The organism is Clostridium sp. KNHs205, assembly GCF_000702945.1.
In the GTDB taxonomy this organism is placed as follows: Bacteria; Bacillota; Clostridia; order Lachnospirales; family Lachnospiraceae; genus Anaerocolumna.
The window spans coordinates 3,758,915-3,775,486 of record NZ_JNLE01000003.1 but is presented as its reverse complement, the minus strand read 5'-3'; the positions used below and the strand labels follow the sequence as shown (position 1 = coordinate 3,775,486).

The 16,572-nt window shown below is 34.9% G+C and carries 16 protein-coding genes and 1 pseudogene; 14 read left to right on the top strand and 3 right to left on the bottom strand.

The window, feature by feature from the left end:
- Positions 1-5: 5 nt before the first annotated feature.
- Entirely contained in the window at positions 6-455 is a 450-nt protein-coding gene (locus tag BR73_RS0115520) for a MerR family transcriptional regulator (RefSeq protein ID WP_033166276.1), read from the bottom strand.
- 440 nt (positions 456-895) lie between these two features.
- Between BR73_RS0115520 and BR73_RS27510 the strand changes: the two genes are divergently transcribed.
- The 6 genes from BR73_RS27510 (at position 896) to BR73_RS0115490 (ending at position 6,555) form a co-directional block, all read left to right on the top strand.
- Positions 896-1,732, top strand: coding sequence for a transglutaminase domain-containing protein (locus BR73_RS27510; protein ID WP_051685229.1), 837 nt, complete (start codon positions 896-898; stop codon positions 1,730-1,732).
- 204 nt (positions 1,733-1,936) lie between these two features.
- Complete coding sequence (locus BR73_RS0115510) at positions 1,937-2,680, top strand: alpha/beta hydrolase (protein WP_033166275.1); 744 nt, start codon at positions 1,937-1,939, stop codon at positions 2,678-2,680.
- Between the two features lie 308 nt (positions 2,681-2,988).
- Positions 2,989-4,257 (top strand): DNA polymerase IV, encoded by a 1,269-nt coding sequence (locus BR73_RS0115505; protein ID WP_197032671.1) that lies wholly within the window; start codon positions 2,989-2,991, stop codon positions 4,255-4,257.
- 13 nt (positions 4,258-4,270) lie between these two features.
- Positions 4,271-4,585, top strand: coding sequence for a hypothetical protein (locus BR73_RS0115500; protein ID WP_051685228.1), 315 nt, complete (start codon positions 4,271-4,273; stop codon positions 4,583-4,585).
- 84 nt (positions 4,586-4,669) lie between these two features.
- Complete coding sequence (locus tag BR73_RS0115495) at positions 4,670-5,152, top strand: MarR family transcriptional regulator (RefSeq protein ID WP_033166274.1); 483 nt, start codon at positions 4,670-4,672, stop codon at positions 5,150-5,152.
- Positions 5,153-5,334: 182 nt separating this feature from the next.
- On the top strand, positions 5,335-6,555 hold the full coding sequence (locus BR73_RS0115490) for a tetracycline resistance MFS efflux pump (RefSeq protein ID WP_033166273.1): 1,221 nt from the start codon (positions 5,335-5,337) through the stop codon (positions 6,553-6,555).
- Between the two features lie 209 nt (positions 6,556-6,764).
- On the opposite strand, the gene BR73_RS0115485 is transcribed toward BR73_RS0115490, so the two are convergent.
- Positions 6,765-8,054: a LysM peptidoglycan-binding domain-containing protein gene (locus BR73_RS0115485; RefSeq protein WP_033166272.1), complete on the bottom strand. Its 1,290-nt coding sequence runs from the start codon at positions 8,052-8,054 to the stop codon at positions 6,765-6,767.
- A gap of 453 nt (positions 8,055-8,507) precedes the next feature.
- Between BR73_RS0115485 and BR73_RS27505 the strand changes: the two genes are divergently transcribed.
- From BR73_RS27505 to BR73_RS0115460, 5 genes and pseudogenes are all read left to right on the top strand, one after another.
- The gene (locus tag BR73_RS27505; RefSeq protein ID WP_051685227.1) at positions 8,508-9,380 is read left to right on the top strand and encodes a hypothetical protein; all 873 of its coding nucleotides are present in this window, start codon (positions 8,508-8,510) and stop codon (positions 9,378-9,380) included.
- Positions 9,381-9,457: 77 nt separating this feature from the next.
- Positions 9,458-9,799, top strand: a complete 342-nt coding sequence (locus tag BR73_RS0115475; RefSeq protein ID WP_033166271.1) for a hypothetical protein — start codon at positions 9,458-9,460, stop codon at positions 9,797-9,799.
- Positions 9,800-10,323: 524 nt separating this feature from the next.
- Positions 10,324-10,890 (top strand): DJ-1/PfpI family protein, encoded by a 567-nt coding sequence (locus BR73_RS0115465; RefSeq protein WP_033166270.1) that lies wholly within the window; start codon positions 10,324-10,326, stop codon positions 10,888-10,890.
- 145 nt (positions 10,891-11,035) lie between these two features.
- Positions 11,036-11,206, top strand: a pseudogene (locus BR73_RS29440) (arsenical-resistance protein); the annotation flags it as partial.
- Between the two features lie 155 nt (positions 11,207-11,361).
- On the top strand, positions 11,362-12,321 hold the full coding sequence (locus tag BR73_RS0115460; RefSeq protein WP_033166269.1) for a MerR family transcriptional regulator: 960 nt from the start codon (positions 11,362-11,364) through the stop codon (positions 12,319-12,321).
- Between the two features lie 163 nt (positions 12,322-12,484).
- Here BR73_RS0115460 and BR73_RS0115455 read toward each other — a convergent pair whose 3' ends face one another.
- Positions 12,485-13,057, bottom strand: a complete 573-nt coding sequence (locus BR73_RS0115455; protein ID WP_033166268.1) for a TetR/AcrR family transcriptional regulator — start codon at positions 13,055-13,057, stop codon at positions 12,485-12,487.
- 113 nt (positions 13,058-13,170) lie between these two features.
- Here BR73_RS0115455 and BR73_RS0115450 point away from each other — a divergent pair, with 113 nt between their 5' ends.
- From BR73_RS0115450 to BR73_RS0115440, 3 genes are all read left to right on the top strand, one after another.
- Positions 13,171-14,217: a TIM barrel protein gene (locus tag BR73_RS0115450; protein WP_347463447.1), complete on the top strand. Its 1,047-nt coding sequence runs from the start codon at positions 13,171-13,173 to the stop codon at positions 14,215-14,217.
- Between the two features lie 698 nt (positions 14,218-14,915).
- Positions 14,916-15,614: a response regulator transcription factor gene (locus BR73_RS0115445; RefSeq protein ID WP_033166267.1), complete on the top strand. Its 699-nt coding sequence runs from the start codon at positions 14,916-14,918 to the stop codon at positions 15,612-15,614.
- 4 nt (positions 15,615-15,618) lie between these two features.
- Positions 15,619-16,545, top strand: a complete 927-nt coding sequence (locus tag BR73_RS0115440) for a sensor histidine kinase (RefSeq protein WP_033166266.1) — start codon at positions 15,619-15,621, stop codon at positions 16,543-16,545.
- Positions 16,546-16,572: the final 27 nt, after the last annotated feature.

Here is a 16,572-nt window from a genome sequence, read left to right as displayed (position 1 = left end):
TAAGCTTAAGTAGTTATCTGCTTATTATGATTACTATTTTGCTCCAGAAATTTCATTGCCAGTTCTTCCTTTAGTCCCGGATCATTCGTGGTGCCTCTTTCTTTAGCAAGTCTGTAATACTCACATTTGTAATTCACACGGTCCAGGGCAGCCTGTAGCAGCGCGATTTGCTGCTCTGTTTTTTCCTTCTGCTCAAGGAAAAGGTTATATCGCATGCTAATCGTAGCGTCGCCTTCTTCGCACCATTCGAAAAACTGTTTAATATCCTTTAGTTGCATACCGGTTGTTTTTAAACATTCAATCATTTTAAGGCATTCGATATCTGTGTCATCAAAAACACGGATATTTCCGGAAGTTCTGTTTACAAGAGGGAGCAGTCCTTCTTTATCATAATAACGCAAAGTGGATATGGATATATTTAGCATTTCAGCCACATCGCCAATAGAGTAAGCCATTGTTAATCCTCCTTAATAAATAAAATATTACAATATTACCCCAAAAAATATTGCCTAAAAAATACGAAGAAATTTGTATTTTTTATTAACCTGGAGTTAGGTTGAGGTTATGCGATAAATTTATCATACTTTATTATGTGTGATTTTTCAAGAAAATTAGTAATTAATAAGGAGGATTTTAAATCTTACAGCAATAGCAGCAGATTAAATAGTATGGAAATTATATTACTTTCAAAATTACGGTTATGAAAAAGCAATAAAATTACGAAATATAAGGTGAAGCATAAAATGTTCATAGAGAAAATCAATTCACCAGCAGATATGATACTATAAAGGACAGTTTAAAAGGTACTTTACAATATAGTGTAAGCTCTGGTCAGAGAATATTTATGAATACATTAAGCTGCAACTGAGAAAAGCACCTTGCAAGGGAGGTAATTATGTTAAAGAAAATGTTACTGGTAATCGTTTGCATTCTTATGATGCTACCCCCAATAACTGCTGATGCCCAGACCTATACTTCCCAAGATGAAGTTTACCGTATTATCAGAAAGAATCTGCTGGCTCATAAAGAGCAGTTTACTATTGAGATGAATATTGAGGTAATGAATAAAATCGGTAAAAATACAGATCTGCTGGATAAAGCAGCTGCATTAGATTATAAAAGCACCTCCAAAGATGGCGATTACCTTAGATTTTCAGTAAGTCAATGGTCTTCGCATTGGCAGTGGTACACCAATGGTAAGACTGCCGTATTGGACTTCAGTGCCACCTACAGGACCACCTTAAAGCAGGAGAAAGAACTGGATACAGAGATAAAACGGGTTATTAAGGCTTTGAAACTCACTGATAAAAGTGATTATACAAAGGTTAAAAGAATACACGATTACATTATAAAAAAGACGGTATATGATCAATCCCTGGAAAATCATACCGCTTACAATACCTTAATCGAAAAAACAGCAGTATGTGATGGTTATTCTCTGGCAGCTTATCGTTTATTAACAGTTGCCGGTATTGAGAGCAGGGTTATAACCGGCTTGGCCAATGGCGGCTCTCATTCCTGGAACATAGTTAAAATCAATAACAAATGGTATAACCTGGACCTGACCTGGGACGATCCTATAACAGATACTGGTGAACAGATATTAACCTATGATTATTTTCTGAAGAATGACAGCGATTTCAAGAATCACAAAAGAGATGCAAAATACCGTACAAGTGCCTTTATAAAAAAATATCCTATAGCCAAGGAAAGTTATAAGCTGGCAAATTAAACTGCAAAAGTATAAAACCGCCAAAATCCCTTAGTGTATTAAAGTTAAGGGATTTTGGCTTTTATAATATAACAAAAAGAGTATCATTTAGCTTTATTGCTGTCAGAAAATTGGAGAAGCTGTGAATCATCAAATTTAGTTTGATACCTCAGCCGTAAAATGGTATATTTAAACCATAAAGTATCACAGGGTCAAGGAGGCATAATGTTATTTAAGGAAACATCAGATAAGCATCTACCAACAATTATATTATTACATGGAGGCGGATTATCGTATTGGTCTTTACAATCCGTAATCAACAAACTGCAATCAAATTTTCATGTCGTTACCCCTATTATTGAAGGTCATGGTGAGAATGGTACTGAAGAATTTGTCAGCATCCAGGACTCTGCAGAAAAGCTCATAAGCTATATTGATAGAAACTTTAATGGAAAGGTATTTGCCATAGGCGGGCTGTCCATCGGAGCCCAGATTGTTACAGAGGTTCTTTCACAGCGTACTGAAATAGCAGAATATGCGATTATTGAAAGTGCGCTGGTCTATCCGATTAAAGCAACAGCGGCTTTGACAATCCCAACGTATAAGCTTTTTTATGGATTAGTTAAGAAAAAATGGTTTTCTAAAATGCAGGCAAAATCTCTCTGTGTCCCTGACGATATGTTCGAACGGTATTATCAGGACAGTTTAAAGATTACGAAGCAATCCCTGATTAATATTACCTTAAGCAACGGTAATTTTCATTTAAAAAACAGTATTTCAAATACATCATCAAAGGTTCTTATAATCGTTGGCGAAGGCGAGATTGGTATTATGAAAAAATCTGCCAGACGATTACAGGAAGTGATTAGAAATAGTGAACTTTATATAGCTCCTGCAATGAAGCATGGTGAACTCAGCCTGGTGTATCCGGATAAATATGTGGAAATACTTAAATCCTTCTTTGATTAGCTGATGATATGATATAGTGTTAAAGATGTGTAATTATAACTTCTCTTAAGCAATCTCACATATTCCCAATATTACGAAGGATTAATTTCCTTATATACTGCTTATTAGTGTTAAGTCTTATAAAATTTAATAAATCTACGTGAGTTTATATAAAATATAGGAGCGATGCTTTCATTTTCTGAGAGACATGGCTCCTATATTTGCTGTAACAGGCATGATTCCTGTATTTGTTACATATATTACCGCTTTACATAAGAACACTTGTTTGTTATAGTATATCCAAACGTATGTTCTTTCTGGAGGTGCAAATGGAAAAAATAATATTTCATATAGATGTTAATTCAGCATTTTTAAGCTGGGAAGCTGTGTATCGTATTAATCGCTTAGGGAGCAGGGAAGATCTAAGAGAACAGATATCTGCTGTAGGTGGAGACGTTAGTAAGAGACATGGCATTATACTGGCAAAATCAATTTCTGCCAAAGGTTATGGTATAAAAACTGGAGAGAGCGTCTTGGAAGCTTTACAGAAATGTCCTAAACTTATCCTGGTTCCGCCCAACTATAATCTGTACGAAAGTTCATCAGCTGCCTTTATTAAGATACTACGCAGGTATTCACCTGATGTTGAGCAATATTCAATTGATGAAGCTTTTGTAGATATGACCGGTACTATGGGATTATGGGGAGCTCCCCTTGAAATTGCTAGCTATATTAAGGATCAAATCAGAAGGGAACTTGGCTTTACCGTTAACATCGGTATTTCAAACAATAAGATACTGGCTAAAATGGCATCAGATTTCAAGAAGCCGGATAAAGTTCATACTCTTTTTCCTGAGGAAATCAAAGATAAAATGTGGCCTCTGCCGGTATCAGAGCTTTTCTTTGTAGGAAGGGCAACCAGCAGGAAATTATTTAATCTTGGCATTAAGACTATAGGAGAATTAGCAAATACAGATCCCGGCATATTGAGGAGTCATATGAATAAACACGGCGAAGTTATCTGGGCTTTTGCAAATGGTATAGATCTGTCAGGGGTTCAATCCACTCCGCCGGCAAATAAAGGCTATGGAAATAGTACAACGATACCACATGATGTTACAAAAGCAGAAGATGCCAGGATGGTTCTCCTAGCCTTAGCTGAAACTGTATCCGCCAGATTAAGGAAAGATAATGTGAAAGCAGAAGTTATCTCAGTTGGCATTAAAGATTACAACTTTAATTACGCTTCTCATCAAACTGTTCTGATGACTGCAACAAATATAACCAAAGAAATTCACAAAATTGCTTGTATGCTTTTTGATGAGCTATGGGATGGTACTCCCATAAGACATCTTGGTATTCATACTTCAAGAATCAAAGATTATGACACCGGCAGGCAATTATGTATTTTTGATACGGAAGATTATGAGAAGCTTGAGTATGCAGATTTAATGGTTGATACTCTGAGGAACAGATATGGGATAGATACTGTGCAAAGAGCCGTATTCATTCAAAGTCCCATTGATCACATGTCTGGCGGAATAACCAGAGAGAAAAGAACTGTGGACTATAGTAAATTGAAAATCAGCAATAATTAAGGAGTTGAGCTAAATGTCTTGTTTTGGTATAGGTATAAATAATAACGCTCCGGATGAAGGGAATATTAAAGGAACCAGAATAGAAATTGCCTGTGCCTGCTGGTTCACGAGTAAAGGAATGACGACCCCTTTCCTGATAAAATACATGGATGAGAATGGTGAAATACAAAGTATCAGAAATATTAGGGTCAATTATATGGAAAGTAAGAACTATTCTGGACTGTCTTCTTTAGAATACGACTGTACAATAATTAATCAGGATATTATTATGTACGTGAAATTAATATACTTCAAAGAGGATAATAAATGGGTTATGGTTATCAAGTAGCTGCAGGAAATTATCGTAATTTTATTGAATTAGAAGCAGAAGTTTATTATAATATTATTACTACCAGAGGGTGGAGGACAGGTTATGAACAAAGAAGATCAAGTCTTAATAGGTTTCAGGGACATATATAACAAGATGGTTTGGCTTAACAAGTATAAGATGGAAGATAGTCTTAAGGATTACAAATCTTCCGAAGTACATTGCATTGAATACATTGGAAAAAATAATGATTCCAACGTTACAAAACTTGCAGAATCCCTTTATATGACCAGAAGTGCCATAAGTAAAATAATGAAAAGGCTCATGAGTAAGGGGATAATTGAAAGTTATCAGAAGCCTGAGAACAAAAAAGAAATTTATTTCTGTCTTTCGGAGCAAGGGAAGGAAGTTTATAAAATCCACGAAGATTTGCACCAGGAGTTTAGAGAGCGGGACAAAGCCGTCTTTGAGCAGATTAGCCAGGAGCAATATGACATTATGCTTAACTTTATAGATAAGTATAGCAGGCACTTAGATGAAGAAATAAAGAAACAGGGTATCGATATCAAAGAAGAGAAATTTAATTAATATATTTGCGTTAACAGGCAGCCATATTCTATGAAGAGAGGCTGCTTTTTTATTACTTGAATTTTGTTGACAAGGAAACAAAAATATGCTAGGATTATAAATGTTTCCGAGGAAACAAAATACAGAAGAGTTAATTTTGTTTCTGTCAGATAAAATTTTATTCTATAAAAGGGGGAATTATAATGTTCTCAATCAAATCACAAAAGAACACAAATCAAACCATTGATAAGAAGGCATTTATATTTGGACTTATGTCTGTATTCCTTTGCGGAATAGGCTTCAGTATCATAACACCAGTCGTCCCATTCTTAGTAGAGCCATATATAAAGAATCCAGAGAATCAAGCGATTGTTGTTACACTTCTGACTGCTATTTACGCTGTATGTGTATTCTTTGCCGCTCCGGGGCTAGGAGCATTAAGCGACAGGTTTGGCCGTCGTCCGTTACTCTTAATATGTCTATTGGGTTCTGCTGCGGGATACTTAGTTTTTGGCATAGGAGGGGCATTATGGGTACTATTTGCCGGGCGTATTATAGAAGGAATAACAGGTGGCAGTATTAGTACTATCTTCGCATATTTTGCGGACATCACACCCAGAGAACAGAGAACAAAATACTTTGGTTGGATTAGTGCAGCTGCAGGTGTAGGGGCTGCCATTGGACCAACCTTTGGAGGGCTGCTTGCCAGGTTTGGCTATTCGGTACCTATGTATTTTGGTGCTGGTATTACTTTATTAAATCTTCTTTATGGTTTCTTCTTTATGCCGGAAAGCCTCCAAAAGGATAACAGACTGAAAAAGATAACCTTAGTAAGACTGAACCCTTTCACACAGCTGGTAAGCATACTTTCTATCAAAGGTTTAAAAAGGCTCCTGATATCAGCATTTTTAATATGGTTGCCCAATGGCTCCTTACAGGCAGTATTTTCACAATTTACAATTGATACGTTCAATTGGGCACCTGTGATAATCGGACTTATGTTTTCAATTATGGGCATACAAGACATTATTTCACAAGGCTTTATTATGCCAAAACTTTTAATAAAGCTTAGTGATGCGCAGATAGCAATCCTTGGTATGTGTTCAGAAATAGTCGGTTATGGACTTATTGCAGCGTCAGCATTGTTTTCATTCTTTCCTTTTATTATTGCGGGAATGTTTATATTTGGATTTGGTGATTCAATCTTCGGACCTTCCTTTAATGGGATGCTTTCTAAGTCTGTCAATTCCAATGAACAAGGAAGAGTACAGGGCGGAAGCCAATCCATTCAGGCTTTGGCAAGAATAATAGGTCCACTGGTCGGAGGGAAGATCTATGTAACATTTGGACATGCTTCCCCTGCCTTTATGGGTATGATCTTAATAGCAGCTGCAATCCCGGTTTTGTATAAGGAAATAAAATAAAGTGTTTGATAATTCGTCAGAACAAACCTATTCTATTAGGAATATTGTATTGGTTAACAATCCTAATTTAAATAAGAACAGTTTCCTGCTTCTCAGAAGAAACGAGATAATTGGAAACTGTTCAAATAATAACTTATGTCGTTTATCTTTTATTAAGTTTAATCAGCCTGCAGCAAGGTCCTGCTTATTACCACTGTTTTTTACATAGGTTATGTGATTATTGTTTCGATATCATATTGTGAATTAATAATCAACCACAGCTGCGTAAAATACGTCATTATATTCCAGATTGAGATACCTGGGAAATTATTCACAATTACAAGGTCTAACAGTGCGTCAATAGTTCTTGCATCAACAAACCATACAACATACTTTCTGGGGATATCAACACCAAGAAAATATTCAAAATGAGGATTTTGAGATATTTCATCAAATTGAATTTTGGAACCTGTAGTTAAAGCCAGCTCAATTGCAGCATCATAAGTAATGGCATTTGCTCTGGTTATACCGATTAAATAGGGAAGCAGCCATGAATAACCGATTACCGGCAGTCCGATATTCATCTTATCCCTGGGAATTAAGGTTATTAAATAATCTATAAACAGCTGTAAAGTACTTAAAGATAAAACCGGTGTAGGCGGGCCAAAATAATACCCCCAATTATAGTTCATAATAACCATCTGATTTGCCTCTTTCGCAATCTCTGAATAATTAATTTTTTCAAAGGATACTTCGTTATTTTCTACATCAACCACCGGAGAAATGGAAATAAAAACTGCATACCCTTCACTGTTCAACCGTTCAGCCATTATCCTGGCAAACCTGTTATAGATTTCTACAATATCACCTATTATATATGACAATATAAAGCTTACACCATAAAAGCCTTTTCTTTTTAGTACGGCTAAAATATTTTCTGCATATCTTTTAACATTATCCTCGTTAAATAGAATATTATAAACATCCTCATCACTTCCAACACCTTCAAAAGATAAGGAAGAGATCAGCATCAAAGGAGCTACCTTATAGACCTTTGTAAGTTGTAATATCTCTTCATCATTGGGTTCAATTACATCAGCATTTCTCGTCAGTCTATAACCGAAAATGGTTAAAAAGGTAAGAAACGGTAAGGTTTTTCTTAATACCGCTATATCTATAAATGGATTAGCATAACCGTTAGTGGTTATCTTTCCCTTCTTTTCGCCGTAACTAATAACCAAAGATTCACCTGGAAATAAAAATTCTCTGTCTGATATAAAGGGGTTATTCCTTAATAATTCTATAATTGTGACATTATTTGCAAAAGCAATACCAGCCAGTGTATCGCCCTCTTGAACCATATAGGTAGCTTGGGGATACACAATAACTATACATTGTCCCTCAACCAGGTTATTCGGATTTTGTATTCCATTATTAATTATTAAACTGTCTATGGAGATTCCATAGCTCTCAGCTATAGATGTAAGTGTATCACCCAATTGTACGACATGTATAATCATACTTATTTCTCCGCGAAAATTCCTATTTAATTATATGATAGAATATCAGTGATATTATTAAACTCCATAGCCTTTAATAAATTTTAGATTAGAATCAACGAAAATTGCTTCTGCATCTATATTTATCCCTGTAGATATATGATATTCCTTATAAATAAATCACTTAATATAACACTTTGTGATGTTTTATTATAATGAATCCTTGTTGCAGATATTTTCCTTATACCATGAAGCGTAAAATTGCAAATAAAAGAGAGTCGCTTATTGAGTGTAGTGACCCAATTGATTTTTTGTTATCGGTCCCATAAATTATACAGAAGCATGGCATTAAAAAATTATGTCTATTTGTAATATTATCCAGAAAATGATATATTTAAACTAATCTTTTTATTAGTAGGATTTTCGAAAAATATACGATATATTGCATATGAAAACAATTGGGGGTATTGTCTGATGGAAATTAATCAAAGAGTAATTACACAAGAACTGCAAAAACTAATCAAACGAGGTTTTACTAACACAGAGACATGTTCTGTAAAAATTAGAGATATTGTTATTGATAAATCGGATAATGATAAAATAATAGAGAAAAATATTGCAGATGCGGTAAAGCAGAGTTATCACGATGTATTGAGTGATATTGATTTGACCATAACTATAAAAATATCACCTTATGATACAATTTCATCTGATACATATAGAAAGATGCTGGGGAAGTACGGAATCACCAAAGACAGCTATTTAGGCTTTACTTATGTAAAGGAGCACCAACTTTACCGCATAATATTAAAAAATGGAATGCGATATGATATGGGCTTTGAATTTATACAAGATGAAACAGCTACTATGATTACTTACGATGAAGCCTCCCTGGGTTCTTTTGAGGATGATAACAGTACTGATTGGCCCCTGGAAAATGCCGATAGATTTTGGTTTATACAGATTCAGGCTTTGGCAAAGCTATATCGTGACGATTATCTCATTGCTGATCATTTGGCTAACACGAATATCAATGATACGCTGGTTCTGCAAATGATGTTAAGGGATAAAGAGTACAATACGAATATTCATCGGTATGGGTATCGAGATACCTTACAATATCTCCAAAATCAGGAGAACAAGTGCCCTTATTGTAAATATGATGAAGTATTTAATAGGATTGCAGAGAAGCTGCATCAGGGATCTATTGCCTTTGACCAGTTGGCAAAACAAATGAATCCGAAATACATGGTAAGACAAGAGTATTATTTTGAAATATGGAAGTGTTATGATAGGGAACTGCTTCGGAAAACTAAACATATGCACAACTGGGAAATTGAGGTATAATCTTTTTGTGTTAAATAGAGATATTAGGTTACGACGAATAAACGAGAAGTATCCTTAATCATACGGAGGTAAAGTTGATGAAAAATTCTTTTTCAGAGGTAAAAATATTTCAGGTCAAACCAGACAAATTAGAAGAGTTCGAAAAACTTATAACCATTATAGCAGATGAACAGAAACAAAAGGACGGATGTATTGATATCAAATATGTTAAACGTTTTTTTACTTTAGATGAAATTGGAAACCCGCCAAGAGAGTTAACAAAAATTGTGAAATGCGTAAAGTATTTTTCTTATTGGGAATTTGATAATAAAGAGAATTATGGAAAAGCTATCAATTGGTTCTTTAAGGCATATGGAAAAGAGGTACAGAAATTATTGATTATGCCTTTTGATATAAACTGTGGAAATTCAGTTTATTAATATTTTTGTAGTAGCATGAGCGTCCTTCCTTCACAAATTAGAAAAGAGGTATAATAGTGTTAATACAGATTTTTTGTTTGGTTATATGTGTCACATCATTACTGATATTGAGAATACACGATGCTTTTGGACTCCGGCAAGACTTTCCAATGATGATATTTATCAAAGGGCTTATTTAAAAGACTGTACAGAGATCGATTCAATATTGTTAAATACATATATTAACGCAGATGAACTTTGGACTTTGTTGGAAGCCTCAAACAAACATTGTCTTAAAGACCTTTATTCCCTTGAGGATAATTCTATAATGATAGAAAAAATGAAATCAGAGATTTATTATAATAGGTATCCAACCCCAGGTTATACTCCAAGTTCTTTTACAATACCTAAGGTTTCTAAATTTATGGATGAGGTTATCGGCAAAATATTGATGTATAAGCAGTCTATGTTTGACAAGGATTAAGTATGTTGTGATTATAATCTAAGATATATATTATATTTCATATAATCTAAAGGAGCTGACAATGATTCTTTGTTATATTTATGAAGGGATGGCTGATTTCGAGATTACTTTACTATTACACCGCTTAAGAAATACAGGAAATAAGCAAATAGTAACCATTGCAGCTACGAAAGAGTGCGTATTAGCACAGTCTGGTCTTTACATTAGACCGGAAAAATTAATCTCTGAAATAACAGATATTACAGAAGCTGAAGCGTTGATTATACCCGGTGGACAAGTAAATAACGAGCAAAATGAAGTCTGTGAATTGGTAAAACGTATGTCACTGGCAAATAAATTAATTGCTGCCATCTGTTTTGGACCACAATTCTTAGGACGAGCCGGTGTTTTAGATCACTATAACTTTACCACATCCTGTTCTGAAGATAAGATCAAGCAGTTGGGGATTAAAGATCCTTATTATAGACCAAATTACAAGGAAGCCCGGGTTGTTGAAGACAGAAATATAATAACAGCCAAGGGATATGCTTTTATCGATTTTACCATGGCTGTGTGCATTTATTTAAATATATTCGAATCAGAAGAACAGTTGCAGGAGCAACTTGGACGTATGAAAGAAGAAGGATAGACTTATTAGCCCTTTAAACTTAAATGTTTGAGGGGTTTTTTCATTACTTTCATTATATAGACGTTACAGCAAACTCAACTGGAAATCGAATGGCGTATTCGGTTGAAAGTATGGCAAAATACTTTTACCCAAATATTTTGCAGTTTCTGACTTTTTTGAATTATCAGTGGCAGTGGCAATTGCTATATTCGGACTAACTTACCCGGTAGTCCTTGCCTGTACGGTAGGTGTATTAACAGAGGTTCCTGTAATGCTTTTACTCGTGAAGTTTATTAATAAAACAAAGCATTGGTTCCCGCAGCCGGCAGTAAATTAAAAAGCATGGCTCTTCACCAAGCCAGCAGCAAAATAAAAGCATGGCTCTTCCTTCAGCCGGCAGCAATTAAAAGCTTGACTCTTCCTTTGGGGGAGGTGTTATACTTTTTGTAAACCGATAGTATAGAAGGTGCAGAAAGGGGAAGGAACAGTATAATGGAAAATATGATTAAAATACATGAAATAACTTCAAGATATGACATAACAGCCAGGTCACTCCGTTATTATGAAGACATGGGACTGATACACAGTGTGCGGAGCGAGGATTATGCATATCGGATGTATGACGAGACTACCCTAACAAAACTTGAGCAGATATTGATCTTGAGAAAGCTTAACATCAGCATAAAAGACATTCAGCGTATTTTCAACGCATCCGGCTCAGAGATAGTTTTAGAAGTCCTAGGTAAAAAGGTGCAAAGCATAGAGGATGAGGTTACGCTTTTAAATGAGCTAAAAGAGATAGTTTTAGAATTTATCCATGAAATTGAAGAAATAAACTTCAATAATTCATCCCATATTAAACTGCTGTTTGATAAAGCGAAGGTGGTTGAAGATCATCTGACCAAGGTTGATTATATTGGAAAACCATCTAATATCGGCCGTTTTGTAGAAGTAACGCAAAAGCTCGAAAAAAAGCCGGATATAAGAGTCATTGAATTACCTGCCTGCAGAATGGTGACTTCTGGTGTGAAACAGGGGAATAACCATAAAAGATTTGATAAAATGTGGGGTAAACTTGATGCAAAGAGAAAGGATCGTTTTTTTCCGAGAGACTTTATGTGGTGGGATAAGGAGAATAATGGCCCTGTTTGGTGGTATGCTGTTGAGGATTGGGTTACAGACGCTGATACGAATGGTTTTAAGTTTGTGGATTTTGAGGGTGGCATGTATGCGACTGCAATTGTGCCTGACTTTGATTACAATGAGGCTTTGCGGGCATACAATGGTATTAAGGATTGGATCACAAAACATCAAAGCTTTGTGCTGGACGAAAGATCAGGACACGAAACCATGTGGCATGTTGTCGCTCCTGATATTACAAGTTTTTTGGGATATAGGCAGGTTGAATATTTCTTTCCGATTTGTATAAAGGAAGATTGTACAGAACAATAGTACCTATGATTCTGCATAAGTAATCATTACCTATTATTTTTATTAGAATCAGCAATGTGAGATAGCACTGATTAACTATAACAGAGGAGTAATCAGTGCTATATTTTGGTAATCGATGTGATTAATTGTTTAACAAACAGATTTAACCTGGTTAATTGGTTCTTTAATTATAACAATTACCAATAGTTCTTCCAGCAATATATAAAATTAACCTAGTTACTTCTTCCGGTGATTTCAAACAGTCTGTAAGAATCCATTCTTTTAGAAGTCTTACTGTTCCATATTGGACATACGATGCAATGGCCTTCTTTTCTTCCAAATCCAGGTTCTCTGGTAAATGTTTAATGACCATATGATCAAATTGCGGTAACGAGATTGTGATGTGGGTGAGTAGGTCATAATTATCTTGATTTAATATAAGTTTCGCAAATTCCAGATTATCTTTCATATATTGCAGGACCTGAGTCAGACATTCATCAATATTCTTACCTGCTGCAAGGTCATTCATAACGGTAAATGACGTGTTTTGAATATACATGTCAGCAATTTCATTTAATACATCATATTGGCTTCCATAGTGATTATAGAATGTAGTGCGATTAATTTCCGCAACCTGGCATAATTCACGAATGGATATTTTATTAATATTACGGGTTTTTAACATGTTTATTAAAGCCTCACGAAGCAAGCGTTTTGTTAACATAACCCTTTGACTGGCATTTGTTTTTTCTGACATAGACCCTCCATTGAATTCGACATTTTGAAAACATCTGTCGGTTGTAAAATAGACAGATGTTGATATTATTATAATGTACCAATGAGGAAAGTCAACGAAGAGGAGAGGTTTAAATGAAAAGTAAGACGAAAAAAATATTAAAAGTAACCATAGTGTTCATTATGCTTTTGACAATATTTATAGCCGGTTATGAAATCAAAGAAAATATTCGGATTAATAAAATTGTGAAATCACATAAAATAGAGCGAGGCGCAGAGCAAAACAATGTTGTAAACAGCAAGGATGCCAATGCTTCTGAACATATCAGGACAGCAGTTCAGCAGATTATGATAGGAACAATGTGTAATAATTACGATAATGCTTTACAGACATTACTTAATATTAAAAATGCTGGTTATGATTCTATCGAATTGAATGATTTTATGATTCACAAGTCTTCAATGCTTGTAAAACTAATGACTAAGTTCTCAGGAATGCCTATCGGTAATGGTGGAAAGCTTGATTGGCCCAAGTTGATTAAAGAAAGCGGATTAAAGGTCATAAGTATACACAGCGACCTGGGGAGCATTGAGAATGATGCGAAAGCGATAGCCGAGGAAGCGAAAAATTTTGGAACAGATACTGTTGTTATTACTGGTATGTATAAATTTGATTACAGTAGTTCAGATGACGTAAAAGAACTTGCCAGGCGTCTGAATCATGCTGGAAAAGCACTGTCGGAAGAAGGAATACGACTTTTATATCATAACCATAATTGTGAACTGCAAAAGGTTACCCCAGAAAAAACGGCTTACGATATAATAATTGAAGAAACAGAGCCTGCATATGTCAATTTCGAGTTTGATAGTTACTGGATGACTGATGGTGGTGCCAATGTTCCGGCTTTAATGGAAAAACTGGGAAGCCGAATGAAACTATGGCATATTAATGACCGGGGTTATACTAAATCTGGTCCTTATATGACACCAATTCTGAAAGAAAATGCTACTGAACTGGGATCGGGAAATATGGATCTTGATACACTCTCGGCTATTGCTATCAAAAATGGTGTAGAAGGGGTTGTATTAGAAACTCATAAAAATTGGGTAGATAAGGATCCAATTAAGAGCTTCCAGGTTAGTGCAAAATATATCCAGGAGAGATTTGAGGTAAAAAAATAATTTCAAAGGAAAAGAATTCTTTGTCTGTATAATTTGAAATATTACCCATTAAATGCTATAATTGCATTAATTGTGAATAATGGAAGTGCAATTAATGGATGAAGTTGCTTCAATGCGTGCAAGTGAGGAGCTGTTGAATTTTTTCCAAAGGTATTGAATGTCCTTTTGTAGCTATTCATGGTAAAAACGACCCTCATCCATGGAAAGGCGTTAAAATACCTTTAGAAAATCGATTGAACGAATTTAAATATCCCATCCGTTATTTGGGGAACTGAAATATGATGACTACGAGGGATATATAACTAAAACAATTAAATCACTTGGACATAAATAGAAAATAAGAGGATTTTAACGAGATCTAAAATATGTTGGCATAAAAAGGAGATATAGCGTCCAGAGAAGGTTTTATAAAAGGTTTTTTTGATTTTCGCAATGATGATTATCGTGACGTTATTGTCAATTCTTTTTCTGAATCAAAAATTCTATTAAGGTATGGTAAAGAAGTAAATATCGATGATGTTTCAAAAATAGAAGAATTAATTTAGTGAAATGAAAATCTAAGTTTATCATTGGGAGAGTCCTACACACACATTATTTTTCTTGTGTTAAACTATTCATAAGAGTACAATAAGTAGTGTAAAAAGCAAATATTCAAAAAAAATTGTGATAAATCATGTAAGACATAAAGGAATACAGGAATGAGAATATTATTGGTTGAGGATGATATAGAAATTAGCGAAATGCTAAAGGGGTATTTACAGGCCAATGACTTTGAAGTCATAGTAGCTTATGATGGTGAGGAAGGCTGTGATGCCTTTTTATTACAGTCTTTTGATCTGGTATTATTGGATCTTATGATACCGAAACGAAATGGAATGGAAGTAATGAAGATTATTCGTGCACAAAGTATCGTGCCTATAATTATAATGTCAGCGAAAGATACGGACTCAGATAAGTCTCTGGGACTTGGACTTGGTGCGGATGATTACATAACCAAACCATTTTCAGTGACAGAAGTTTTAGCACGGATTAAAGCAAATATTAGGCGTTCAACACAGTACGTGACACAGCAGAGATTGGATGAACCTACAGAGCTGTCCATGGGAGGACTTACACTGAATCTTGAGACCTATTCTGTTACCAAAGGAGATGAGCTCCTTGAATTGACTGCTAAAGAATTTACAATATTGAAATTATTAATGGAAAACCCAGGGAGAGTATATACAAAAGCACAGCTGTATTCTCTGGTGTGGCAGGATAATTATTTTGGAGATGAAAATGCTGTAAATGTGCATATAAGCCGCCTTCGGACAAAGATTGAGGAAAATCCCAGAGAACCTAAATATATTCAGACAGTGTGGGGAATAGGGTATAAATTTGGAAATCTAAAGGAGTAAGGATATGCTGATATATATCTTATTAACAACTCTGGTTTTGATTTCTTCAATACTTGTCAAGGAAATGATTGAGAAAAGAAAAATTCTGCAACAGTTACATGGTATTACTTCTGATTTAGAAGAGATTCTTAGTAATGATACAGATGAAAAGATAATGTTATTTACAGATGAGAAAAAAATCAGTGCGTTAATTGAACAATTGAACAGAGCATTAGAAGTCAGTCAGAAGGTCAGGATAGATTACCGAAAACTGGATCTGAAATCGAAATATATGCTGTCCAATATATCCCATGATTTAAAAACACCCTTGACGGTAATACAGGGGTATCTTGAAATAATGACAATGGATGAAAATAATAATGCAAAAATGCTTAACAAAGTGACAGCCAAGACCAATCAGTTAATGGAATTGATGGACAAATTTTTTACTCTGGCTAAAATTGAGGCAGGGGATATAGACCTGACGAAAACCACCATTCAATTATGTGAATTCTGCCGTACCACCATTATTGATTTTTATGAGATCTTAATAGAAAATGAATTTCAGGTAGATATTCAGATACCGGAAAAAGAAATTCAGGTGTTTTCGAATGAGGATGCTCTAAAGAGGATATTGAATAACTTAATCACGAATGCAATTCGCTACGGAAATGAGGGTAAATACTTGGGGGTGGTAATACAGGAGAAGGAAAAAGAGATTATTATTGAAGTTATTGACAAGGGCAGAGGGATAAATAAATCAGAGACTGAACGAATTTTCGACCGCTTATATACGATGGATGATTCAAGAAATCAGCTGATTCAGGGCAACGGCCTGGGGTTAACCATTGTAAAAGAACTTGCTGAGAAAATTAATGCAAAAATTCATGTAGAAAGCGAAGCACATGTAAGAACTGCATTTATTCTTACATTGGAAAAGATTGATTATTAATAAAATTCCCAAGAAAGAAATTCGTAA